The organism is Pseudomonas sp. S04 (genome assembly GCF_009834545.1).
Lineage (GTDB): Bacteria > Pseudomonadota > Gammaproteobacteria > Pseudomonadales > Pseudomonadaceae > Aquipseudomonas.
Genome location: NZ_CP019427.1, coordinates 152,940 through 177,479 on the forward strand (window position 1 = coordinate 152,940; position 24,540 = coordinate 177,479).

The window sequence follows — 24,540 nt, forward strand, 5'->3', positions numbered from 1 at the left end:
TCGGTGACGGTGGTTTTATCCACGGACAGAGTGGCGACCACTTCAGAAGTGGTGTCGCCGATGGTGACCTGAGCTTTGTCGCCCAGTACCAGGTTTTCGAAGGATTTGCCGTCGACTGCAGCGTCGGTGACGCCGAGTTTGATGGTTTCGCCGTCTTTGTAGACATCGTCGCCTTGGGCTTTCAGTTCGTACGGCGTGCTGTTGGTGCCGGCCTTGATGACCACGGTGTCACCGTTGCTCAGGGTCACGGTCAGGTCCTGTTTGAGGACTTGATCAACCTTGACGGTGAACTTAGGTGCAGCGTTTTCCAGCACGTCGCCGTTGCTTTCGATGGTGACGGTGATCTTGTCGCCGTCAGTACCTGGCTCGTCAGTGACCGAAGTGGTCAGCGTGGTGTCGCCCAGTGTCAGCTTCTCGAAGTTCTCAGCGCCGGTAACCGAAACCAGCTTGTTGACGATTGGAGTCTGGCCGCCAGCGAAGATGTCGTCTTTGGCAGTGACGGTCGCGCTGGCCGAAGTCCCGTTCGCAGGAACGGTGATTTTGGTGCCGTCGGACAGAGTGAATACCAGCGGGCCGTGGTTGCTCATCGGCAAACCAGCAGCGTTAGTCAGGGTCACGGTGTAGGTGACGGAACCGCCTTCGGTGACGGTGGTTTTATCCACAGACAGAGTGGCGACCACTTCAGACAGGGTGTCGCCGATGGTGACTTGGGCTTTGTCGCCCAGCACCAGGTTCTCGAACGACTTACCGTCGACGGTGGCATTGTCGATACCGACTTCCACAACTTGACCGTCTTTGTAGACGTCATCGCCTTGCGCCGCCAACTCGTACGGAACACTGCTGGTGCCAGCCTTGATGACCACGGTGTCGCCGTTGCTCAGGGTCACGGTCAGGTCCTGTTTGAGGACTTGATCAACCTTGACGGTGAACTTAGGTGCAGCGTTTTCCAGCACGTCGCCATTGCTTTCGATGGTGACGGTAACGGTGTCGATGCTATCGGCGATGGTGGTAACGGCCGGAGTAGTGCTTGGCACCAAGTTCTCAAAGTTACCGCCAGTGGTGCCTGTGATCGTCGTGCTAACGGTGCTGCCGTTGACATACACATCGTTCGCTGGGGTATCGACCACTACAGAACCGCTGGTTTTACCCGCCTCGATGACGATGACCGAGCCATTGCTCAAGGTCACGGTCATCGGCGTGCCCGCCGGGTTGCTCAGGGTTGCAATGTAAGTGATCTGACCGCCTTCGGTAATACCGCCGGTGGCGGTGAGGGTCAGGCCGGTGGCATCTGGCGAATCGGTAATGGTGGTGACAGCTGGTGTGGTGTCCGGCATCAGGTTCTCGAAGTTACCGCCAGTGGTAGCCGTGATCGTCGTGCTAACGGTGCTGCCGTTGACATACACATCGTTCGCTGGGGTATCGACCACTACAGAACCGCTGGTTTTACCCGCCTCGATAACGATGACCGAGCCATTGCTCAAGGTCACAGTCATCGGCGTGCCCGCCGGATTGGTCAGGGTCGCGGTGTAAGTGATCTGCCCGCCTTCGGTGATACCGCCAGTGGCGGTCAAGGTCAGGCCGGTAGTGTCAGGCGAGTCGGTAATGGTGGTAACGGCTGGAGTGGTGTCTGGCACCAGGTTTTCGAAGTTGCCGCCGGTAGTATCGGTAATGGTGGTACTGACAGTACTGCCATTGTTGTAGACGTCATTGGCCGGAGTATCGACCACCACGGTACCGCTGGTTTTACCCGCTTCGATGACGATGACCGAGCCATTGCTCAAGGTCACAGTCATCGGCGTACCCGCCGGATTGGTCAGGGTCGCGGTGTAAGTGATCTGGCCGCCTTCGGTAATACCGCCAGTAGCGGTCAAGGTCAGACCGGTAGTGTCAGGCGAATCGGTAATGGTGGTGACAGCCGGAGTAGGGCTTGGCACCAGGTTCTCGAAGTTGCCACCGGTAGCGCCAGTAATGGTGGTAGTGACAGTACTGCCATTGTTGTAGACGTCATTGATTGGAGTATCGACCACCACGGTGCCGGTGGATTTACCGGCTTCGATGGTGATGACCGAGCCGTTGCTCAAGGTCACGGTCACCGGCGTTTGTGCCGGGTTGGTCAAGGTGGCGGTGTAGGTGATCTGGCCGCCTTCAGTGATCGTCGGCTCCGCGGTCAGTGTGACCGTGGTGGTGTCGATGGTGTCGGTGATCTGGGTGACGGCAGGTGTCGGGTCGACGGTCAGTACCAGGCCGCCGCCACCGGTGGTGCCGGTTACGGTGACGGTAATTTGCGACGGGTCGGTGTAGACGCTGTCGTTCGGGGCCAGGGGAACGTTGACGCTGCCAGTGACCTGACCGGCAGGGATGACAATGATCGCGCCATTGGACAGGGTGATGGTCAGGTCGCTCAGCGGCGCCTGGGTCACGTTCGCGGTGTAGACCAGTACGCCGCCCGCTTCGGTGATGGTCGGCGTGGCGCTCAGGCTCAGGGTCGAGCCGCGCAGCAGGTTGTCGTTACTGCGGTTGTCCTGGCCGCCGGTGGTGTCTTCCACGGCGGTGAAGGCGGAATTGATGCCCGCTGTCGGGAAACCAATGGTCGGGTCAACCCGGCCAGCGGTGGCGTCCAGCATCACAAAACTGTGACCACCTCCGGCGGCGCCCCCGGTACCTGCGGCGCTTTGGCCGGCTGCGGTGGCTTCCAGTTCGGTGGTCGGGTCGGCGCCCGCGACGATGGCTTGCTGCAGTTCTTCTACCGACGGTGCGGCCTGCGCGGTGGCTTGTGCCAAGTCGGTACTGGAGTCCGGAGCACTGCCGCTCCATTGGCTGTCGCGGCCCAGGTCCAGCATGCGACCGTCAGCCAGTTCCAGGGTCACGGCGCCCGCCGGGCCGGTGTCCAGTTGGTCACCTACGAACAGCCGATCGCCTTCAATCAAAATACGGCGGATGCCCTCTGGGGACACCGCAAAAACTTGACCGACAATGCTTTTGACGATGGCAACAACACTGCTCATTAAGGACTCTCCGGTGTTCCGTTCAGTAGGCTTCCATAGACCTGAAAGGGCATTTTGCCGATTCAGCCTGGACGTACATAAAAATAATAGACGTACAAATGACGCGCTTTTCTGTCAATAATTTGGCAATAACTTTTCGCGATTAACTTAATGCCAAACTATTGACCTTCTGCAGGGCATCCTAAACAATTGCCCCGGTAATGTCACATTGATATTTACGCGGCGACCTGTCCTGCAGCGTGTGATCCAGTTCCTGTTTCGAGCTATCTGACATACGGCCATTTCGGTTGCCATTTTCCGCCGCAGCAGCTCCTTTTTGCTGTGATTTGAGACATGAAGTCCTGGGAAATCCTTTTATGCTTTCGCACCTGTTCAAGGCTCTACCGTTTGCCCTCGCCGCCAGTTTTGTAAACGCTCAAACCCTGCCTCAAGCCATGCAACAGGCACTGGACGTCCACCCGGAAATCCAGGCCGGCGTGAACAATCGCCTGGCTGCTGATTATCAACTCAGAGCAGCAGAAGGGGGGTACCTGCCCAAGGTCGATTTGCTCGGCGGGTATGGTCGCGAAGGTACCGACAGTCCGAGCACCCGCGCGGGTACTGGCAGGAACGATTGGGAAACCTTGAGCCGTGGCGAGTCGAGTCTGCGCCTGCAACAAATGGTTTTTGACGGTTTTGCGACGTCCAGCGAAGTCGGGCGTCAACAAGCCACCGTCAATTCTCGCGCCTATTCCTTGCTGGGGACCTCCGAGCGCACCGCGTTGACCGTGGCCCAGGTTTACCTCGATGTGCTGACCCGTCGCGAGTTCGTGCAACTGGCCGAAGACAACCTGCGTAATCACGAACGCATCTTCGATCAGATCAGGTTGCGCACCGAGCGCGGCGTAGGCCGTACCGCCGACCGTGACCAGGCAGAGGCGCGCCTGGCCCAGGCACGCAACAACCTGATCACCGAGCAGACCAACCTGGCCGATGCCCAGACCAATTACTTGAGCGCCGTGGGCCAACTGCCGGATCAACTGGAGCGTCCTGCGCCGTTCATGGCCATGCTGCCGGCCAACCTTAATGAGGCGCGCCAGCAGATGCTGGACAACAGCCCTATCCTGCGTTCCGCAGAATCGGACATCGTTGCCGCCGAGAAGCAGTACGACACCGCCAAGTCGGCGTTCTACCCGCGTTTTGATGCCGAGCTGGGCCGCACCGCCGACAACGACCTGGATGGCATGAACGGTCACAGCAATGAATGGCAGGCGATGTTGCGCATGCGCTTCAACTTGTATGCCGGCGGCAGCAACAAGGCTGACCTGGAATCCAAGGCCTATCAGTCCAACCAGGCGCTGGATATCCGCAACAATGCCCTGCGGGTGCTGAACGAGGAGCTGGGCCTGGCCTGGAACGCCTTGAACAACGCCAACGCCCAGGTGCCGATCGCCCAGAAGTATGTCGACTACAGCACCAGCGTTCGCAGTGCCTACCAGCAGCAGTTCAGTCTTGGCGAGCGGACCCTGCTCGACTTGCTCGACAGTGAAAACGAATTGTTCAGCGCTTCCCGCCGCCTGGCGGAAATCAAGAACATTCAGTTATTTACTCAGTATCGAATCAAGGCGACCATGGGCGAGTTGCTCAAAAGCCAGGGAGTGGTCGCACCGATGGCCTCCGTCGTGCAGAACGACGTGAAGCCAAAAGTCCAGCTACCTGGCATGAATTGAGCTTTATTTAATGTTCAATTGATAGCCAAGAGTACCGAGCGTGGAATCAGAAGCCAGTCGAGTTCATCTCAGTCATGATCCACGCGCGATGCACGATGATCCGTTGCTCGACGGATTATTGGCGCTATGCGCCCTGCACCAGAAACCCGCCAGCGCAGCAATGCTGACCACCGGGTTGCCATTGCCCAAGCAGCGCCTGAGTATCGATCTGCTGCCCCGTGCAGCGGCGCGTGCCGGCCTGCAAGGGCGGGTGCTGCAACGCAAGCTGGACAAGATCCCCGCGATTGCCATGCCGGCGCTGTTGCTGCTCAAGGACGATCGCAGTGCGGTCCTCCTGGGCTGGCAGGGCGACGACCAGGCACGCTTGCTGCTCAGCGAAAGCGACGGTGGCGAAGTCCTGGTCAGCCGCGAGATGCTCGCGGACGATTACACCGGGCAGGCGTTCTTCGCCCAGCCCCAGCATAAATTCGATGTGAACCACGGCACCCTGATCCCGCGTGCGCGTTCCTGGTTCCGCGACACCCTCAAGCGTTCGCGCTGGCTGTACGCCGACGCCATCGCCGCCAGTTTCCTGATCAACATTATCGCCATGGCCGCGCCGCTGTTCGTGATGAACGTCTACGACCGCGTGGTGCCCAACCAGGCTGAAGCGACCCTGTGGGTGCTGGTGGTTGGTATTACCGGCGCCTATATGTTCGACCTGATCCTCAAGAGTTTGCGCAGCCTGTGCCTGGACCTGGCTGGCAAGAAAACCGACCTGATCATCTCCGCCACCCTGTTCGAGCGGATCGTCGGCATGTCGATGAAATACCGACCCGCCCGGGTCGGCAGCTTTGCGCAGAACATCCATGAGTTCCAGAGCCTGCGCGACTTCCTCGCCTCGTTGACACTCACCAGCCTGATCGACTTGCCGTTCACCCTCCTGATTTTCCTGGTGATCGCCCTGCTGGGTGGGCATCTGGTGTGGATTCCGATGCTGGCCTTCCCGATCGCCCTGTTGATCGGCTATGTCTTGCAGAAGCCGTTGCAGGCGACCATGGAACGCACCATGGCCCTGGGCGCAGAGCGCCAGTCGAGCCTGATCGAAACCCTCGCCGGCCTGGACGCAGTCAAGGTCAACAACGCCGAGAGCGAGCGCCAGTATCAGTGGGAGCAGACCATCGGCACCCTCAGCCGGCTAGAACTGCGGGTAAAAATGCTCTCCGGGTTGTCGATCAACATCACCTTGCTGATCCAGCAACTGGCCGGGGTGATCATGATCGCCTTCGGTGTGTACCAGATCATCGCCGGCAACCTGAGCATGGGCGGCCTGATCGCGTGCTACATGCTCAGTGGCCGGGCACTTAGCCCGCTGGCCTCGCTGTCCGGCCTGCTGACCCGCTATCAACAGGCGAAGGTCACCATGGGTTCGGTCGACCACATGATGGAGCTGCCCCAAGAGCGCAACTTCGAAGAGCGCCCGCTGAGCCGCCGCGTGGTGCAAGGCGGCATCGAGTGCCGCCAATTGAACTTCACCTACCCGGGGCAACAGAACCCGGCGTTGAAAAACATCAACCTGGTGATCAAGCCGGGCGAGAAGATCGGCATCATCGGCCGCAGCGGCTCGGGCAAAAGCTCCCTGGCCAAGCTGCTGGTCGGCCTGTACCAGCCGGATGACGGTGCCTTGCTGGTCGACGGTGTGGACATTCGCCAGATCGACGTCAGCGAGCTGCGCCACAACATTGGCTACGTGCCGCAGGACATCCAGCTGCTGGCCGGGACCCTGCGCGATAACCTGGTCTCCGGTGCCCGCTACGTGGAAGACGAAATGGTCCTGCAGGCTGCCGAGCTGGCGGGCGTGCACGAATTTGCCCGCCTGCACCCGCAGGGTTACGAGCTGCAAGTCGGCGAGCGTGGGCAAAACCTTTCCGGCGGCCAGCGGCAGAACGTGGCCATGGCCCGTGCGCTGCTGCTCAATCCGCCGATCATGCTGCTCGACGAACCGACCAGCGCCATGGACAACACCGGTGAAGAACGCTTGAAACAACGCCTGCAAGCCGTTATCGAGAACAAGACCGTGTTGCTGGTCACGCACCGAGCCTCACTGTTGTCGCTGGTCGACCGGTTGCTGGTCATCGATCGTGGGCAAATTCTCGCCGATGGTCCAAAAGCCGTGGTCATGGAAGCGTTGAAGAAGGGGCAGATCAGTGTTGCTTAAGTCCGGTATGCGCGACTCGATCCGTCGTTATTTCAAAGGCTCCGACTCACTCGATGGGCAACCGCTGCCAGAGGTCAAGAAGGCGCTGATCGAAGACGCCCCGCGCGTGGTGCGATTGACCATCTGGGGCATCATCGGCTTCTTCGTGTTCATGCTGGTCTGGGCCAATTTTGCGGTGATCGATGAGGTCACCCGTGGCGACGGCAAGGCGATCCCCTCGTCCAAGCTGCAGAAAATCCAGAACCTCGAGGGCGGGATCGTTGCCGAATTGTTCGTTCGCGAAGGGCAGATCGTCGAGGCCGGCGCGCCACTGATTCGCCTGGATGACACGCGGTTTGTGTCCAACGTCGGCGAAACCGAAGCCGACCGCCTGTCCATGCTGCTGCGTGTGGAGCGCTTGAGCGCCGAGGTCGATGACCGCCCGCTGGCCTTCCCGGATGACGTGATGAAAGCCGTGCCAGTGCAGGCCGCCAGCGAAGAATCTTTGTACATCAGCCGTCGCCAGCAATTGCACGATGAAATTGGCGGGTTGCAGGAACAACTGATCCAGCGTCAGCAAGAGCTGCGTGAATTCAGCTCCAAACAAGCGCAGTACCGCCAGGCCCTGGGCTTGCAGCGCCAGGAAATCAACATGTCCGAGCCGCTGGTGGCGCAGGGCGCGGTGTCTCCGGTGGAAGTGTTGCGACTCAAGCGCGCGGAAGTCGAAACCCGCGGCCAACTGGATGCCACCACCCTGGCGATCCCTCGTGCCGAGTCGGCGATCAAGGAAGTACAACGCAAGATCGACGAAACCCGCGGTAAATTCCGCAGTGAGGCGCTCACCCAGCTCAACGAGGCGCGCACCGACCTGAACAAGGCCCAGGCAACCGGCAAGGCGTTGGAAGACCGTGTCAGCCGCACCCTGGTGACCTCGCCGGTGCGGGGTATCGTCAAGCAACTGCTGGTCAACACCATCGGTGGGGTGATTCAGCCCGGCAGCGACATGGTGGAAATCGTCCCACTGGACGACACCCTGCTGGTGGAGGCGAAGATTCGCCCGCAAGACATCGCGTTCCTGCATCCGGGCCAGGAAGCCATCGTCAAGTTCACTGCCTATGACTACACCATCTACGGTGGCCTCAAGGCCAAGCTGGAGCAGATCGGTGCCGACACCATCACCGACGAAGACAAGAAAAACACCTACTACATGATCACCCTGCGCACCGATCGCAGCCACCTGGGAACCGATGAAAAGCCCTTGCTGATCATCCCCGGCATGGTGGCCTCGGTGGACATCATCACCGGCAAGAAATCGATCCTCAGCTACCTGCTCAAGCCGATCATCAAGGCCCGGGCGGAGGCGTTGCACGAGCGTTGATCGCCAGGCTTGCGCTTGACCTGTAGGAGCGAGCGCCCGCTTGCGGCTTGCTCGCGATGGGCGTCAACGATGACGCGTTAAGCCTGGTGCACCGCGCCGTCCTTGTGTCCATCGCGAGCAAGCTCGCTCCTACAATGATTTTCGATCGCCCACCCCATCACCGTGGATGAAGATGAGAACGGTTGTCCTTTGTCGGGGAGGTGCGCGACAATCGTCGCCCCTGTTTCGGCGCCTCTAAAAGGACTTTCCATGCGTCTACTTCTGCTCGGTGCAGCCCTGCTGTGCTCGTTCAACGCGCTGGCGGCATTCCCTCCGTCTACAGACACGGCCTATATGCCCAAACCCTGGTATCCGGCGGAGCTGGTCGATGTGGTGGGGGATGCGCGGATCAGCCTGAACATTCATAACGATGGTTCCGTCACCGACGTTAAAGTCCTCAGTGCCACCCATGAAGCGTTTGCTGTGGCGGCGAAAGCGGCGGCCGAGCATTGGCGGTTCGAGCCCTGGGAGGTCACGGCGGACGCGCCAGCGGTGATCGACGCGCAGAACACCATGATCTTCTCGCCCGCGTCTGCGCCGAATCAGTTCCTCAATGCGCAGGAAGTCGTGCACAACATGCTGTTCCAGCCGTGCAGCGCGCTGAACGAGGAGTTGGCGCTGTTTCGCAAGAGCTACCCCAAGCAGCCCTTGAGCAGCGCGCCGACGTTCGCCAAGACCAGCGCGGCGCTGCTGCTCCCGGTCTTCGCCAGCCAGCCCGATTCGCAAAAGGGCATGACGCTCAATCACCAGTTGATCGATGCCTTGCCCGACATCGTTCGTCGCTGTGAGGCGCAGCCGGCAAGGATGTACAGCAGTGTGCTGCCCAAAGAGCTGCAAAAGGTCTTTGGCATACCCGGGTAGCAAAGGCTGCTAGCATTGCGTCTGAGTCAATTCTGATCAGCCATGAGTGCTTAGCATGCAGCTACCGGACATGAACCTGTTGGTCGCCCTCGATGCCTTGCTCGACGAAGGCAGCGTGGTGGGGGCCGCGCGACGGATGAACCTGAGCCCGGCGGCCATGAGTCGGACCCTGACCCGGGTTCGTGAAGCGCTCGGCGACCCGATCCTGGTGCGTGCGGGGCGTGGCCTGGTGCCGACACCCAAGGCCCTGGAGTTGCGGGCGCAGGTGCGGGACCTGGTCGAGCAGGCGGCACTGCTGTTCCGCTCGGCCGATGAGGTGGACCTCAGCACCCTGCGTCGGCGGTTCAGCGTGCGCGCCAACGACTTTTTCGTCGGGGTCTACGGTGGGCGTTTGATCGATACACTGAATCGCCAGGCACCCCATTGCGAGTTGCGCTTTGTGCCTGAAGGCGATGGCGACGATGAGGCGCTGCGCGAGGGGCGGATCGACCTGATGATCAGCAACACCCGCCCGCGCACCCCGGAAGTGAAAGCGCAGAACCTGTTCACCACGCACTTTGTCGGGCTGGTGCGCGAAGGTCATCCGCTGCTGAAGGGTGAGATCAGCGCCGAGCGCTACGCCAGTTTTTCCCACATCAGCATGTCTCGGCGCGGTATCGCCCGCGGGCCGATCGATACCGCCCTCAATGCCCTGGGGCTGGAGCGGCGGGTGGCCTTGATCGCACCGAGCTTCCACGCGGCGATGTTCGTGCTGCCCGATTCCGACCTGATCCTGCCGGTACCCAAGGAAGCGTTGCTCAGTGTCGCCCGCCTGGGCTTGCGCCTGCGCTCGTTTACCCTGCCGATCGCGCTGCCGACGCTGATGCTGACCCAGGCCTGGCACCCGCGCTACGACAAGGACCCGGCCCATCGCTGGTTGCGCGAAATGGTCAAGACCAGTTGCGCAGAGACCTGGCAGGCGGCCCAGCCCCCCGGGTAGGAGTGTGTGATAGGGGTCATGGCATTGCTGCGTCCGACGCACTTATAAGCTGTCAATAAGTCAGTTTTCGTCAGCTGTCGGTCTTTCTAAACTGCTCCGGTATTTCTGATATCTGGAGCTGTTCCTGCCATGACTTCCCTCGCTGTCCCTGCCCCGATCGAGGCGGCCAGCACCCCCAAGGTGGTGGCGCCGCCGACGTTCGGGCCGCGCATCATCATCGGCCTGGTTGGCGTGTTGCTGGCCGTGCTGGTCTCGGGCCTGAATGAAATGGTGACCAAGGTCGCCCTGGCCGATATCCGCGGAGCCATGGCGATCGGTTACGACGAGGGCACCTGGCTCGTCGCCTGCTACGCCGCGACCTCCGTGGCCGCGATGGCGTTCGCCCCCTGGTGCTCGGTGACCTTTTCCCTGCGTCGTTTCACCTTGTGTGCAATTGGCCTGTTCACCCTGTTGGGGTTACTGATCCCGTTCGCGCCCACCTATGAAAGCCTGCTGCTGCTGCGCACCGTGCAAGGCCTGGCCGGTGGCGCGTTGCCGCCGATGTTGATGACCGTCGCCCTGCGGTTCCTGCCGGCCAACATCAAACTCTACGGCCTGGCCGGTTATGCCCTGACGGCCACCTTCGGCCCTGGCCTAGGCACGCCGTTGGCGGGCCTGTGGACTGAGTATGTGAGTTGGCACTGGACCTTCTGGCAGATCATCGTGCCGAGCCTGCTGGCGATGGCAGCGGTGGCCTACGGTTTGCCGCAGGACCCGCTGCGCCTGGAGCGCTTCAGGCAGTTCAACTGGCGTGGCCTGCTGCTGGGGTTTCCGGCCATCTGCATGCTGGTGATCGGCATCCTGCAAGGCAATCGCCTGGACTGGTTCGAGTCGAGCTTGATCTGCTGGTTGTTGGGTGCGGGCGTGGTGTTGCTGGTGCTGTTCCTGTTCAACGAATGGTCGCAGCCGGTGCCGTTTTTCAAGTTGCAGATGCTCGGCATCCGCAACCTGAGCTTTTCCTTGCTGACCCTGGCCGGGGTGTTGGTGGTGCTGCTGGCGGTGATCATCATCCCCTCCAGCTACCTGGCGCAGGTCCAGGGTTACCGGCCGATCCAGACCGCCCCGGTGATGCTGTTGATGGCCGCCCCGCAACTGATCGCGCTGCCCTTGGTCGCGGCGCTGTGCAACCAGCGCTGGGTCGACTGTCGCTGGGTACTGGGCATCGGCCTGGGCATGCTGGCGCTGTCCTGCATCGGTGGTTCGCAGCTGACCTCGGTGTGGATCCGCGACGATTTCTACCTGCTGCAATTGCTGCAGATCTTCGGCCAGCCGATGTCGGTGCTGCCGTTGCTGATGCTCGCGACCGGCAGTATCAGCCCGATGGAAGGCCCCTTCGCCTCGGCCTGGTTCAACACCGTCAAAGGCCTCTCGGCGGTGCTCGCTACCGGCTTGCTGGAAACCCTGACCACGGTGCGCCTGCATTTTCACTCGACGATGCTGGTGGACCGCCTTGGCAACTCACCCCTGGTCGGTGGCGATAGCGCCAGCCTGGCGCGGCGCCTGCACCAGCAAGCCGTGGTGCTGACTTCTGCGGACTTGTACCTGTGCATGGCCGGGATCGCGCTGGCGCTGATCCTGCTGATTTTCTGGCTGCCGACGCGGATGTATCCGCCGCGCGCGCCAACTTGAATGTTGACTGAAACAGAAGGTTTTTTATGACGATCTCTAGCAAGCAAAAACTCACCGGCGCCACCGCCGCGGTGTTGGCGGTGGGCGTATTGGTCTACCTGCTGGCCCCCGGGGTATTCGGCAAGAAGCCGCAGCAGAGCACCAATGACGCGTTTGTCAGTGCCGACTTCACCCTGGTGGCGCCACGCGTGGCCGGATTCATCAAGGAGGTGCTGGTCGAAGACAACCAGCGGGTCCAGGCCGGGCAATTGCTCGCGCTGATCGATGACCGCGACTTTCGCGCCGCCGCCCAAGCCGCCGATGCCGATACGCTGGTGGCCAGGGCGCAACTGCAAAACGCCCGGGCGACCCTTGAGCGCCAGGCGTCAGTGATCGCCCAGGCCCAGGCCACGGTGGTGGCCGCCAAGGCGGAGCAGGCCTTCGCCGAGCATGAACTGAATCGCTACAACCACTTGGCGGGTGTCGGCGCCGGCACCGTGCAGAACGCCCAGCAGGCGCGCACCCGGATCGACCAGGCGGGCGCTCGGTTGGCCAATGCCACGGCGGTGCTGGCGGCGGAACGCAAGCAAGTGGAGATCCTCACGGCCCAGCGCGACGCCGCCGAAGGCGGGCTCAAGCGGGCGCAGGCGGACCTGGAAATGGCCAGCTTCCAGTTGTCCTATACGCGCATCGTCGCCCCCGTGGACGGCATGGTCGGCGAGCGCGCAGTGCGGGTTGGCGCTTACGTCACCCCGGGCAGCAAGATCCTCGCCGTGGTGCCGCTGGCGCAGGCCTATGTGCTGGGCAACTTCCAGGAAACCCAATTGACCGATGTAGAGCCGGGGCAGGACGTCGTGGTGCACGTCGACAGCCTGGGCGGCGAAGCCCTGACCGGGCGGGTCGAGAGCATTGCGCCGGCGACCGGGGTGACCTTTGCCGCCGTCAAGCCGGACAACGCCACCGGTAACTTCACCAAGGTGGTGCAGCGTATTCCGGTGAAAATCATCCTCGACCCGGGCCAGCCTTTGGCCCAGCGGTTGCGTGTCGGCATGTCGGTGGAAGCCAGCATTGACACCACAAGCTCGCAGAGCAGCGTGCGCGAGGTGACGCAGCGATGAGCCCTGGCATTCCCCACAAACTCCTGTTGCTCGCCCTGGGCCTGCTGTCATTGAGCGCCTGCACCCTGGGTCCGGACTTTGTCCGGCCGCAGGCACCCCAGGTCGAGCAGTGGTCGAAAGCGCAAAAGGCGGCGGCCAGCGAGGCGGTGAGCACGCAAATGGATGAGCGCTGGTGGGAGGTGTTTGCTGACCCGCAACTGTCCGCCCTCAGCCGTCGCGCGTTGACCGACAACCTTGACCTGCAACTGGCCAGCAGTCGCCTGCAACAAAGCCTGGCGGTGCGCCAGGTGGTCACGGCCGAGCAGTACCCCAGCACCGCTGCCACGGGCGGTTACGCCCGTAAACGCAACAGCGGCGAAGGGCTGAACGACCCGTCCGGGCGCAATGGCAACTCAGCGTTCAGTTTGTGGGAGGCGGGTTTCTCCGCCTCCTGGGAGCTGGACTTCTGGGGCCGCGTGCGGCGCCAGACCGAAGCCGCCGACGCCACCCTGGAAGTGGCGCAAAACGATCGCCGTGGCGTGCTGCTCTCGGTGTTGGCGCAAATTGCCCAGGACTACATCCAGTTGCGTGGCGTGCAGAGCACCCGTGCAGTCACCGAGCAAAACCTCGAGGTCGCCCGGCATAGCTTGAAGTTGTCGCAACTGCGCCTGGCCGACGGCGTGGCCACTGACCTGGACGTCGCTGAAGCGGCTGCCCAGGTGGCCGCCATCGAAGCACGCCTGCCGGCGTTGCAGCAGCGCCAGGCGCAACTGATCAACGCCTTGAGCCTGTTGCTGGGCGAGCGGCCGCAAGCCCTGCAGGCCGAGTTGGCGCAAGACGGCCCGGTGCCGCAGACCCCGCGTCAGGTGGCGATCGGCTTGCCGTCGCAACTGGCCGAGCGTCGCCCCGATATCCGCCAGGCCGAGGCCCGCCTGCACGCTGCCACGGCCAGCATCGGCGTGGCCAAGGGCGATTTTTATCCACGTATCACCCTGTCCGGCAACTTCGGCTCCCAGGCCATGCAATTGAGCGATTTCGGTTCCTGGGGCTCACGCCAGTTTGGTCTCGGGCCGCAATTCAGCGTGCCGCTGTTCGATGGCGGTCGCCTGCGCGGCATGCTTGAGTTGCGCGAGGCACAACAACAGGAAGCGGCGCTGGCCTACCAGCAAACCGTGTTGCGCGCCTGGCATGAAATCGACGACCAGTTGACCCGCTACAACGCCAGCCAACTGCGCCGCGACAGCCTCGCCGAAGCGGTGCGGCAAAACCAGATCGCCCTGCGCACCGCCCAACAGCAGTACGTCGAAGGGGTGGTGGACTTCGTCAACGTCTTGACCGTGCAGGGCGAGCTGCTGGCGACCCAGGAACAACTGGTGGACAGCGCGACCAGCGTGTCACTGGCCATGGTCGGGCTGTACAAGGCGCTGGGCGGCGGCTGGCAGTCGGTGTACCCGCTGGCGCAGGTCGAGGCTGCCGGCCAGGGGCATGGCTGAGTCAAGGCCGGTTGCCCTCAGCCCCTGGAGGACAAGTCCGCCATGCCTTTGAGCAACTCGATCGGTAGCGGGAAGACAATGGTCGAACTCTTGTCCCCGGCAATCGAACTGAGGGTCTGCATGTAGCGCAATTGCATGGCGCCCGGCTGCCGGCCGAGCATTTCGGCGGCCTGCATGAGTTTTTCCGAGGCTTGCAGTTCACCTTCGGCGTGGATCACCTTGGCCCGGCGTTCCCGCTCGGCTTCGGCCTGCTTGGCGATGGCGCGGATCATCGATTCGTTGAGGTCGACGTGCTTGATCTCGACATTGGCCACTTTGATGCCCCAGGCATCGGTTTGCGCGTCCAGCACCTGCTGGATGTCGACGTTCAGGCGCTCGCGCTCGGCCAGCAACTCGTCCAGTTCATGTTTGCCGAGCACCGCGCGCAGGGTGGTCTGGGCCAGTTGGCTGGTGGCCATGAGGAAGTCTTCGACTTGAATGATGGCTTTCTGTGGGTCGAGTACACGAAAGTACAGGACCGCGTTGACCTTCACCGAGACGTTGTCACGGGTGATCACATCTTGCGCTGGCACATCGAGCACCACGGTGCGCAGGTCCACGCGGACCATTTGCTGGACCACCGGAATCAGCAGGATCAGCCCCGGCCCCTTGACTTGCCAGAAGCGTCCGAGCTGGAACACGACCCCGCGTTCGTACTCACGCAGGATACGAAAAGTCGACCCCGCCAATGCAATCAGCAGCACCAGCAGCGCGGCAAAACCCAGTTGCAGGCCCATGGTCATTCTCCCTGCGGCGCCGCGTCAGTCGCGGCCACTTCCAGCATCAGCCCCTTGCGCGCCACCACCTGGACCCATTGCCCCGGTTGCAGCGGCGTCGTACTGCGCACCTGCCAGCGCTCGCCCTGCAGATGGACCCAGCCGTGGTAGACGCTGCCGGGCTGCAGGGCCAGCACCTGGGTGATGCTGCCAAATAGTTCGGTATCGCCGCTGACCGTGTGCCGCGGACGGGTTTTCAGGGCGTGGATCAGCAAGGCCAGCAACAGCAGGGCGCTGATCAGTGCCAGGCCGATGATCAGTGGCGTCGGCACGTCGTTGTTGGCCAACATCACCGCGCCGACCACGAACATCAGGATGCCGCCCAGGCCGATCACGCCGTAATTGGGCAACAGGGCTTCGGCCACCAGAAAGGCGATCCCGAACATCATCAGCCAGACCGCGAACGGGTTGGTCACCAGCAGCATGACCGTGTCCGCCGCGAACACTGAAGCGCTCACACCCGACAACACCACAACCGCACACCAGCCACCGATGTTCACTTGACCCTCCGGGAGAGTCGTCCGTCTGCGAGCCATACGCAGGCCCTGTCTACAGTCTAGTTGAGCCTGGGGTTGAACGAAATTTGATCAGTGCAGGTCGACTGCTCCAGTGGGCAGATTTTCCTTCGCCGCTGAACAGCCGGCCTAGACTTTGAAGTGACAACAGAAGGTTTAACCATGGTCCGCCAGCCTGGGCTGCGGACACCGAGGTGCATCATGCGTATGGCAAGAACCGTACAGCGCAGCCTGGAAGAGGCGCACTGTGAATTTGACGTGGTGGCTCACCCACATTCGGCCAGCAGCCTGGAAACCGCCCGCGTCTCGGGTATTCCGGCCGAGCGCGTGGCCAAGTCAGTGATCCTCGACGACCATCACGGGCACTATTTGATGGCGGTATTGCCGGCCAGCCGGCACCTGGACCTGAGCAAAGTGCGCGGCAGTGGCGAATGGCAGGTCACCCGCGAAAGCACCCTGGCCCACCTGTTCAATGACTGTGAACGCGGCGCTGTGCCGGCCCTGGGCGAATCCTATGGCCTGGACATGGTCATCGACCCCTTGTTGACTCGTCAGAAAGAGATCTACGTTGAAGCCGGCAACCACAACAACCTGCTGCACATGAGCATGGTGCAGTACCTGAAAATGGTGCCCCATGCACAAATCTGCGAACTGAGCCATTAACCCCCTTCACCAGGAGAGTCCCCATGGAAGCACCGACCCACAGCCTGCCCAACCTGTTCAAGCAACTTGGCCTGGAGCATGACGCCGAGAGCATCGATAAATTCATCGCCACTCATTCGCCGCTCAAACCGGAACTGCACCTGGCCGACGCGTTTTTCTGGACTAAAAGCCAGGCGCAGTTCCTGCGCGAAGAAATCCGCGAGGACGCCGACTGGGCAGAAGTGGTCGACCAGTTGAACGTGCTGTTGCGCAAAGGCCGCGGGATATAACCCCCGTAGCAGCTGCCGAGCTCCGCGAGGCTGCGTTCGACTGCGAAGCAGTCGCAGAAGTCGACTAGAGTTTATCTACCCATGAACCGAACGAGGACGTTGTCCTTGGACGCAGCCTCGCGGAGCTCGGCAGCGGCTACAGGCGAATGCGAGGGTGAAGGTGAGCGCGGACGAGTGAATTGGCTGCCGATCAGCAAATTGTTTCAAAACTTGACTGGATTTCCCTTCCAGTGCGATATTGATAGTTAGCAAACTAACAGTGTGCGAATTCTCCTGTGCCCCAGACCCTCGACGCCCTTCAAATGAACATCAGCAGTGCCATGGTGGTGGCCGCGCGGCATTGGCGAAAAATCTGCCAGACCACGCTGGTCAACTTTGGTATCTCCGAAGCCTGTGCTGTCCCGTTATTGATGATCGGGCGCCTGGGTGAGGGTGTGCGCCAGGTGACCGTGGCCCAGGCCGCGGGGATGGAGAGTCCTTCGCTGGTGCGCCTGCTCGACCAGTTATGCCATGCCGGGTATGTCTGCCGCACCGAAGATACCCACGACCGGCGCGCCAAATGCCTGAGCCTGACCGACTCCGGTCGCGAGCTGGTGCAAGCGGTGGAGGTGGAGTTGGTGCGCCTGCGCCGCGAGGTGCTTGAAGGGATCGATGCGGCGGACCTGGAAGCGGCGCTGCGGGTGATTCGCGCGTTCGAGACCGCCGAGCAGGCAGCGGTGAGCCCATCTTGAGCGGATTTTTTTCTGGGATGCCGCCGGCTCGCGACTGGTTCTACGGGGTACGGACTTTCTCGGCGTCGATGATTGCGCTGTACATCGCCATGCTCATGCAGATGCCACGGCCGTACTGGGCGATGGCCACGGTCTACATCGTTTCCAGCCCGTTCGTCGGGCCTACCAGTTCCAAGGCCCTGTACCGCGCCATCGGCACCTTTACCGGTGCGGCGGCGGCCTTGCTGTTCGTGCCGATGTTCGTGCAGAGCCCCTATGTGCTGGTGGTGGTGATTGCGTTGTGGACCGGCACCCTGTTGTTCCTCTCCATGCACCTGCGCACCGCTAACAGCTACGCGCTGATGCTTGCCGGTTACACCTTGCCGCTGATCGCCCTGCCGGTGGTGGATAACCCGTTGGCGGTGTGGGATGTGGCAGAGGCGCGCACTGAGGAGATCTTTCTCGGGATTGTCTGCGCGGCGGTGGTGGGCAGTCTGTTCTGGCCCCGGCGCCTGGCCCCGGTGTTCGATGACGCGGTGAGCAAGTGGTTCGGTAGCGCCGTGACCTATAGCCAGCGCTTCCTCAGTCGTGAGGTCGAGCCTGGGGAAATCAGCGCGCTGCAGGCTTCGATGGTTGCCACCTTCAACTCCCTGGAGCTGATGATCGGCCAACTGCCCCACGAAGGTGCCCGGCCGCAAACCGTGCGCAACATCAAGGAACTGCGCGGGCGGATGATCCACCTGCTGCCGGTGATCGATGCCCTGGACGATGCGCTCTACGCCTTGCAGCGACGTACCCCGGAGTTGGTCGACAAGTTTGCGCCGATCCTCAGTTCATCCCTGCAATGGCTCGAGTACAGCGATGCCTCGGTCGCGCGCTGGGAGGCCCTGCGCGCGCAACTCCAGGCCCTGCAACCCAGCGCGCAAGCCCTGGATGATCGCAAGCAACTGCTGTTTTCCAACGCGCTGTACCGCCTGGGCGAGTGGATCGACCTGTGGCAGGACCTGCGCAGCCTGCAATACGCGATTCACACCGATAACCAGGACAACTGGCGGGCGGTGTACCGGCACTGGCGTCTCGGACGCCTGACGCCCTTTCTCGACCGGGGATTGATGCTGTACTCGGCGACCTCCACCGTGCTGGCGATCATTGTCGCCTCGCTGCTGTGGATTGCGCTGGGCTGGCCCGACGGCGGCAGCGCGGTGATCCTGGCGGCGGTGGCGTGCAGTTTCTTTGCGGCGATGGACGACCCGGCGCCACAGATCTACCGGTTCTTCTTCTGGACCGCATTGTCAGTGGTATTCGCCAGCCTTTACCTGTTCCTGATCCTGCCCAACCTGCATGACTTCCCGATGCTGGTGCTGGCGTTCGCCGTGCCCTACATCGTCGTCGGCACCCTGACGGTGCAGCCGGCGTTTTACCTGGGCATGCTGCTGACCATCGTCAACACCTCGTCGTTCATCAGCCTGCAAGGCGTCTACGACGCGGACTTCCTGAGCTTCGTCAACTCCAACCTGGCCGGTCCCATCGGCTTGTTGTTTGCCTTTGTCTGGACCCTGGTGGCGCGGCCATTTGGTTCGGAGTTGGCGGCCAAGCGCCTGACCCGCTTCAGTTGGCACGACATCGTCGGCATGACGGAGCCGGCCAACCTGGCCGAAAGCCGCAAACTGGGGGTGCAAATGCTCGACCGCTTGATGCAGCACCTGCCACGCCTGGCCATGACGGGCCAGGACACCGGCATCGCCCTGCGCGAAGTGCGGGTCGGGCTCAACCTGCTGGACATCCTGGCCTACGCGCCACGGGTGCTTGGGGTGCCCAATGTGCTGTTGCGCCAGGTGGTGGCCGAGGTCGGCGAATACTTCAAGGCGTGCCTGAAGGCCGGCGAACGCCTGCCGGCCCCGGCCTCGTTGCAGATGACCATGGACCGCGCCCGGCGTGCGCTCAATGGCCAGGGCCTGCAAGGCGACGATGACACCCGCCTGAACCTGTTGCACGCCCTCAGTGGCCTGCGCCTGGCGCTGTTGCCGGGCGTGGAATTCCTCGGCACGGGCGAGCTGGAAGAACCGCTACCCCATGGCATTGATGGAGCGCCTCTATGATCGGTGACCTGGACGTCAGCGGGGTGTTCCTGCCCACCCTGCTGGTGCTGATGGGCATTACCTATGTGTTGTACCTGCTGGTGCACGGGGTGCTGACGCGCTTGCACTTTTATCGCCTGGTCTGGCACCGGGCGTTGTTCAACGTGGGTCTGTACGCCTTGCTGCTCGGCGCCGTGGACTCAATCAGTCGATACCTGATGACATGAAAAAACCTTTTTTGACCCTTGGCCGTGTGGTGTTGACCCTGCTGATCGTGACGCTGGCCGTGTTCGTGGTGTGGCGCATGGTGGCGTACTACATGTTCGCCCCGTGGACCCGTGACGGACACATTCGCGCCGACATCGTGCAGATCGCCCCGGACGTTTCCGGGTTGATCCAGCAAGTGGAGGTGCGCGACAACCAGCCAGTCAAGCGTGGCCAGGTGTTGTTCGCCATTGACCCGGACCGCTTCAAGCTGGCGCTGCGCCAGGCCAAGGCGGCTGTTGCCGACCGTCAGGAAACCCTGGCCCAGGCCCAGCGCGAAGCCAAGCGCAACCGCGGCCTGGGCAACCTGGTGCCGGGTGAGCAACTGGAAGAAAGCCAGTCGCGCGTGGCCCGTGCCGAGGTGGCGCTGATGGAGGCCCAGGTCGCGGTGGACAGCGCCCAGCTCAACCTCGACCGCTCGGTGATCCGCAGCCCTGTCGACGGCTACGTCAACGACCGCGCGCCCCGGGTGCAGGAGTTCGTGACTGCCGGGCGCCCGGTGTTGTCGGTGGTCGACAGCAACTCGTTCCACATCGACGGTTATTTTGAAGAGACCAAGCTAGGTGGCATTCATGTTGGCCAGCGCGTCGACATCCGGGTGATCGGTGACAACGCGCGCCTGCGTGGGCACGTCGAAAGCATCGTCGCCGGGATCGAAGACCGCGACCGCAGCAGCGGCGCCAACCTGCTGCCCAACGTCAACCCGGCGTTCAGTTGGGTGCGGCTGGCCCAGCGGATTCCCGTGCGCATTGCCTTTGACGAGGTACCGCAGGACTTCCGCATGATCGCCGGGCGTACCGCCACTGTGTCGATCATCGCCGACCAGCCCGCCCAGGAGCCAGCCCAATGAAGACCGCTGGCGGATTAGTCACGGTGGGCCTGGGCCTGCTGCTGTCGGCCTGCCAGGTGGTCGGCCCGGATTACCAGGTGCCCAAGGACGCGGCGGTGCAGCGTGCGGACTTGCAGGGCGAGCTGCCAATCGACGCGCACAACGTGGTCTCGGCACCAGTGCCGGCGGATTGGTGGCGCCTGTACCAGGACCCGCGCCTGGATCAATTGGTGCAACAGGCCATGGCCTCCAACACCGATTTGCGAGTGGCGGCGGCCAACCTGTCCCGCGCTCGCACGCAAGTCGAGCAGGCCGAATCGGCCGGTGGCTGGAGTGGTGGGGTCAAGCTTGGCGCCCAACGCTTGCAGGAATCCGGGGAAGCTTTCTTGCTGCCGGAAAAAGTCCCGGTGGCCAACGTCGGCGACGTGGCCCTGACCACGTCCTATCAGTTCGATCTGTTCGGCACCTTGCAGCGCGGTATCGAAGCGGCCAAGGCCAATGCCGATGCCACCCAGGCGGCGGCCGATACCGCACGCATCACCGTGGTCGCCGATGTGGTGCGTGCCTACACCCAGGTGTGCGCGGCCAACGAAGAGCGCGAAATCGCCGAGCATTCTCTCGACCTGCAACGGCAGAGCACCCAGTTGATCCAGCGCCTGCGCGATGCCGGGCGCGGTGACGAAACCCAGGTCACTCGTTCGTTGACCCAATTCAAGTCCCTGCGCGCGGAAATGCCGCGCTATGAAGCGGCGCGCCAGGCCGGGTTGTTCCGCCTGTCGATGCTGTTGGCCAAGCCGGTCGACCAGTTACCGGCCGGCACTGCCAGTTGCCACGAGCTGCCCAGAATCGCCCAACTGTTGCCGGTGGGCGACGGTGCCACGCTGCTCAAACGGCGGCCGGACGTGCGCCAGGCCGAGCGCCGGCTGGCGGCGGCGACTGCGGAAATTGGCGTGGCCACCGGTCAGTTGTACCCGGACATCAGCATCGGGGCGACTGTGGGCACCGTCGGCATCCTCGATCACCTGGGCGAGTCCCAGACCAATCGCTGGGGCTTCGGCCCGTTGCTGACCTGGAGCGTGCCGACCAACGGCGCCCGCGCGCGGGTGCATGAGGCCGAGGCGGTGAGCCAGGGCGCACTGGCGCACTTCGACGGGGTGGTGCTCAACGCCATTCGCGAAACCCAGACCGGCCTCACTCAATACGCTGCGCTGTTGCAGCGCCGCGATGCGCTGGCCGACGCCGAGCAGTCGGCGCAAGTGGCGGCAGACCAGACGCACCGCTTCTTCCAGGCCGGTCGGGCATCGTTCCTCGCCGACCTGCAGGCCACCCGCACCTACACCGACGTACGGGCGCAAGTGTCCATGGCCAACACCCAGGTTGCCATGAGCCAGATCGATCTGTTCCTGGCCCTGGGCGGCGGCTGGGAAAGCGGACGAACGCAAGCGGCAAAACCGACGAAACCCTGAGGCCGTTGCTATGCTTTGAGATGTCGGATCCGCGCGGGCGAATCCGCCAATCAAGGCTCGCACAGGTCATGGGGATTCCAATAATGAAAAACCCTTATGCTCCCGGCTTCTGGTGCGCGATCGCCGCACTGGTGTTGCTGTCTGCTACCTATTTTTATGGCGTCATGCTGGCTCACCAGCTCGACAAGGCCCTACTCTTTCTCGACAGTGCCAGCGCGATGATCGGCGTACTGTCGATCGCGGTGGTCGCCTGGGCCTCGCTGCAAGGCCAGCGGATCAAGAAAAAACAACTCGAACAAGGCAAGACCCTGGTGCAGATCTGGGACACCAAGGTGGCGCTGCGCCGGGTCGAAACGGTGTTCGACCGGTATTTCTGGGGCAGCTACTGGCAGCCGGGTCGCACCTTCCAGGAAGTCATGGGCGAACTGACCGGCACCCCGCTGGAAAAAAGCCTCGAAGCGCTCAAGGTGCAATGCCGGGCCCTCGACCAGCAAGTGACCGGCGAAGGCTGGCACTGGCTGAACAACGCCCGGGAACTCGCTGACGTCGCCACCGCCATGGCCCGCGAACGCTACCAGCTGGATGTCTGCGACCCACGCTTCGATTCACCCGACGGCACGGTGATCAATCGTGACTTCGAGGTGCTGGTGTACACCTGGACCGCGCGCCTGAAAAGCTTTGATCATCAGCTCGACGAGATGGAAACGGAGTATTCCTGAGGCACAAGCCGCTCCTGCAACGGTGCGGGCGTGGCCGCGACTGGTCGTGGTCACTGGACACTCTTTAACCCTTATTCATTGGGTTGCCATAGACCGCTAATGCTAATCTGCTGCGCAATTTGAACGAAGTCGCGCCACGGCCTGTCATGGGTTCAGGGAAGACGACCCTTTCAACAACGGACAATGAACAGGTATTTCATGAATAAATCAGCAGGTGTGCTTCTTGGAATCGTAGTGGCCATTGGTGCAATCAGTGCCGGCGGCGCGTGGTACACCGGCACCAAGCTGGAAGGGGTGTTGCAGACGTCCATCGCCGACGCCAACCAGCAGTTGCAAGCGGCCATGGTCGGCTCCAACGGCACCGCGACCCTGGAATTGGTGTCGCTGGATCGCCAGCTGTTCAGCAGCACCGCCCATTACCGCCTCAAGGGTCAGGGCGAGATGTTTGGCGAACACGCCGATGGCGTAGAGCTGCTGTTCACCGACCATATCGAACACGGCCCGCTGCCGTTCTCGCGGCTGGTATCGCTGAAATGGCTGCCGGTCATGGCCACCAGTCACTACTCCCTGGAAAAAACCCCGCTGACCGCCAAATGGTTCGCCGCCACCAAGGACGTGTCGCCGCTCAAGGGGGTGATCAACCTTGGCTATGACCGCGCCACCAACGGCACCCTTGAGTTGTTGCCTGTCGACACCGTGCTCGACGACCAGTCGACGCTGAAGTTTTCCGGGCTCAACCTTGAGGTCTCGGCCAGCGCCGAGGCGCAGAAGGTCAAGGCCAACGGCTACATGGACAGCCTGACGCTGACCAGCGTCGCCGAGGACCAGTCGCCGGTAAAAGTCGAACTCAACGGCCTGACCCTGGCCAGCAACCTGACTAAAAGCAGCTTCGGCTATTACCTGGGCGATAACACCGTCGAGGTCAGCAGCAGCAAAACTACCTTCGGTGACAAGCAGGCGGTGCTGCACCTGAAGAAACTGGAAATGAAGACCGCCACCAGCGAATCCGGGAGCAACGCGGCGGGCCGTGCCGATTACAAGATTGCCGAAATCACCCTCAACGACAAATCGCTCGGCTCGGCCAAAATGGCCTGGAGCATGAAGAACCTCGACATCCCGTCGACGCTGTCGCTGGTGCAGATCTATCAATCCAAACTGCAGCCGTACGAGGAAGCCGCCGCCGCAGCCGCTGCGGCAGGGCAACCCGTGCCGGAGTTGCAACTGAGCGAAGCCGAGGAGGCCCAGGCCAAGGCTGACCTGGAAAAACTGCTGGCCGCCCAGCCGCAAATCGCCCTGGAGAACCTCTCGTTCACCACCGCCAACGGTGAAAGCAAGGCCAGCCTGGTGCTGGACCTGACCAAGCCGAAGTCGATGGACCAGCCGACCGATCAGATGGTGCGCGAGCTGATTGCCCTGCTGGACTTCAACCTGCAGGTCTCCAAGCCGATGATCACTGACCTTGTGAGTGTGCAGGCCCTGGTCGAAGGCCAGACAGACGCCAAGGCCATTGCCGAAGAAGCCCTGGCCACCAGTGATATGTTCAGCAGCATGGCGGTCGGCACCCAACTGGCGACGCTGGAAGGCAACAACGTCGTGTCCAAGCTGCACTACGCCAACAACCAGGTGGAGTTCAACGGCCAGAAAATGACCGTCGAGGAGTTTGTCGCTTTCGTCATGAGCAAGCTCGGGACCCCGGGCGAAGTCCAGTAAGCCACTGGCACCACCGCCTCACCCAAACGCCCGGCCTGTGCTTACGCACGGTCGGGCGTTTTGTTTTGTAGGACGATTCTGAAGAAATATGCGGATTCGTCTTTTGCCTACCCTCGCC

Annotated in this window: 20 protein-coding genes (1 of these 20 cut by a window edge); 17 read left to right on the forward strand and 3 right to left on the reverse strand. The window is 62.2% G+C overall.

Annotation, left to right across the window (positions count from 1 at the left end):
* On the reverse strand, positions 1 to 3,005 hold the beginning of the coding sequence (locus tag PspS04_RS00610) for a retention module-containing protein (protein WP_159993036.1). It extends 25,381 nt beyond the left edge of the window; the window shows 3,005 of its 28,386 coding nt (coding positions 1-3,005); it begins with the start codon at positions 3,003 to 3,005; its stop codon lies off the left edge, out of view.
* Positions 3,006 to 3,361: 356 nt separating this feature from the next.
* On the opposite strand from PspS04_RS00610, the gene PspS04_RS00615 reads away from it, so the two are divergent.
* The 8 genes from PspS04_RS00615 to PspS04_RS00650 all read left to right on the forward strand — a co-directional run bounded on the left by PspS04_RS00615 (position 3,362) and on the right by PspS04_RS00650 (position 14,384).
* Positions 3,362 to 4,714 carry a TolC family outer membrane protein gene (locus PspS04_RS00615; protein WP_095170822.1) on the forward strand — a complete coding sequence of 451 codons (1,353 nt, stop codon included), beginning with the start codon at positions 3,362 to 3,364 and terminating at the stop codon, positions 4,712 to 4,714.
* Positions 4,715 to 4,754: 40 nt separating this feature from the next.
* The gene (locus PspS04_RS00620; RefSeq protein ID WP_159993038.1) at positions 4,755 to 6,911 is read left to right on the forward strand and encodes a type I secretion system permease/ATPase; all 2,157 of its coding nucleotides are present in this window, start codon (positions 4,755 to 4,757) and stop codon (positions 6,909 to 6,911) included.
* Positions 6,901 to 8,268 carry an HlyD family type I secretion periplasmic adaptor subunit gene (locus tag PspS04_RS00625; protein ID WP_095170826.1) on the forward strand — a complete coding sequence of 456 codons (1,368 nt, stop codon included), beginning with the start codon at positions 6,901 to 6,903 and terminating at the stop codon, positions 8,266 to 8,268. The genes PspS04_RS00620 and PspS04_RS00625 overlap by 11 nt, the downstream gene beginning before the upstream one ends.
* Before the next feature lie 249 nt (positions 8,269 to 8,517).
* Entirely contained in the window at positions 8,518 to 9,168 is a 651-nt protein-coding gene (locus PspS04_RS00630) for a TonB family protein (protein WP_095170828.1), read from the forward strand.
* Positions 9,169 to 9,223: 55 nt separating this feature from the next.
* Entirely contained in the window at positions 9,224 to 10,147 is a 924-nt protein-coding gene (locus tag PspS04_RS00635) for a LysR family transcriptional regulator (protein ID WP_159993040.1), read from the forward strand.
* Positions 10,148 to 10,276: 129 nt separating this feature from the next.
* The gene (locus tag PspS04_RS00640; RefSeq protein ID WP_159993042.1) at positions 10,277 to 11,815 is read left to right on the forward strand and encodes an MFS transporter; all 1,539 of its coding nucleotides are present in this window, start codon (positions 10,277 to 10,279) and stop codon (positions 11,813 to 11,815) included.
* 26 nt (positions 11,816 to 11,841) lie between these two features.
* Positions 11,842 to 12,912, forward strand: a complete 1,071-nt coding sequence (locus tag PspS04_RS00645; protein ID WP_159993044.1) for an HlyD family secretion protein — start codon at positions 11,842 to 11,844, stop codon at positions 12,910 to 12,912.
* Positions 12,909 to 14,384, forward strand: coding sequence for an efflux transporter outer membrane subunit (locus PspS04_RS00650; RefSeq protein WP_159993046.1), 1,476 nt, complete (start codon positions 12,909 to 12,911; stop codon positions 14,382 to 14,384). Before PspS04_RS00645 ends, PspS04_RS00650 begins: the two co-directional genes overlap by 4 nt.
* Positions 14,385 to 14,401: 17 nt before the next feature.
* Here PspS04_RS00650 and PspS04_RS00655 read toward each other — a convergent pair whose 3' ends face one another.
* Both PspS04_RS00655 and PspS04_RS00660 read right to left on the reverse strand, forming a co-directional pair.
* A complete protein-coding gene (locus PspS04_RS00655) occupies positions 14,402 to 15,160 on the reverse strand; it encodes a slipin family protein (protein ID WP_159993048.1) in 759 nt (252 codons plus the stop codon).
* 2 nt (positions 15,161 to 15,162) lie between these two features.
* Positions 15,163 to 15,735 (reverse strand): NfeD family protein, encoded by a 573-nt coding sequence (locus PspS04_RS00660; RefSeq protein ID WP_095170839.1) that lies wholly within the window; start codon positions 15,733 to 15,735, stop codon positions 15,163 to 15,165.
* Between the two features lie 180 nt (positions 15,736 to 15,915).
* Between PspS04_RS00660 and PspS04_RS00665 the strand changes: the two genes are divergently transcribed.
* From PspS04_RS00665 to PspS04_RS00705, 9 genes are all read left to right on the forward strand, one after another.
* Positions 15,916 to 16,377, forward strand: coding sequence for an aminoacyl-tRNA deacylase (locus PspS04_RS00665; protein ID WP_095170840.1), 462 nt, complete (start codon positions 15,916 to 15,918; stop codon positions 16,375 to 16,377).
* Positions 16,378 to 16,400: 23 nt separating this feature from the next.
* Entirely contained in the window at positions 16,401 to 16,646 is a 246-nt protein-coding gene (locus tag PspS04_RS00670) for a DUF2789 domain-containing protein (RefSeq protein WP_159993050.1), read from the forward strand.
* Positions 16,647 to 16,948: 302 nt separating this feature from the next.
* Positions 16,949 to 17,377: a MarR family winged helix-turn-helix transcriptional regulator gene (locus PspS04_RS00675; RefSeq protein WP_095170843.1), complete on the forward strand. Its 429-nt coding sequence runs from the start codon at positions 16,949 to 16,951 to the stop codon at positions 17,375 to 17,377.
* Positions 17,374 to 19,455, forward strand: coding sequence for an FUSC family protein (locus PspS04_RS00680; RefSeq protein ID WP_159993052.1), 2,082 nt, complete (start codon positions 17,374 to 17,376; stop codon positions 19,453 to 19,455). Before PspS04_RS00675 ends, PspS04_RS00680 begins: the two co-directional genes overlap by 4 nt.
* Entirely contained in the window at positions 19,452 to 19,661 is a 210-nt protein-coding gene (locus PspS04_RS00685; RefSeq protein ID WP_095170847.1) for a DUF1656 domain-containing protein, read from the forward strand. Before PspS04_RS00680 ends, PspS04_RS00685 begins: the two co-directional genes overlap by 4 nt.
* Positions 19,658 to 20,548, forward strand: coding sequence for an efflux RND transporter periplasmic adaptor subunit (locus tag PspS04_RS00690; RefSeq protein ID WP_095170849.1), 891 nt, complete (start codon positions 19,658 to 19,660; stop codon positions 20,546 to 20,548). The genes PspS04_RS00685 and PspS04_RS00690 overlap by 4 nt, the downstream gene beginning before the upstream one ends.
* Entirely contained in the window at positions 20,545 to 21,993 is a 1,449-nt protein-coding gene (locus tag PspS04_RS00695) for an efflux transporter outer membrane subunit (protein WP_095170851.1), read from the forward strand. Before PspS04_RS00690 ends, PspS04_RS00695 begins: the two co-directional genes overlap by 4 nt.
* Before the next feature lie 83 nt (positions 21,994 to 22,076).
* Positions 22,077 to 22,712: an NADH:ubiquinone oxidoreductase subunit N gene (locus PspS04_RS00700; protein WP_159993054.1), complete on the forward strand. Its 636-nt coding sequence runs from the start codon at positions 22,077 to 22,079 to the stop codon at positions 22,710 to 22,712.
* 198 nt (positions 22,713 to 22,910) lie between these two features.
* On the forward strand, positions 22,911 to 24,422 hold the full coding sequence (locus PspS04_RS00705; protein WP_159993056.1) for a YdgA family protein: 1,512 nt from the start codon (positions 22,911 to 22,913) through the stop codon (positions 24,420 to 24,422).
* The last annotated feature ends 118 nt before the right edge of the window (positions 24,423 to 24,540 follow it).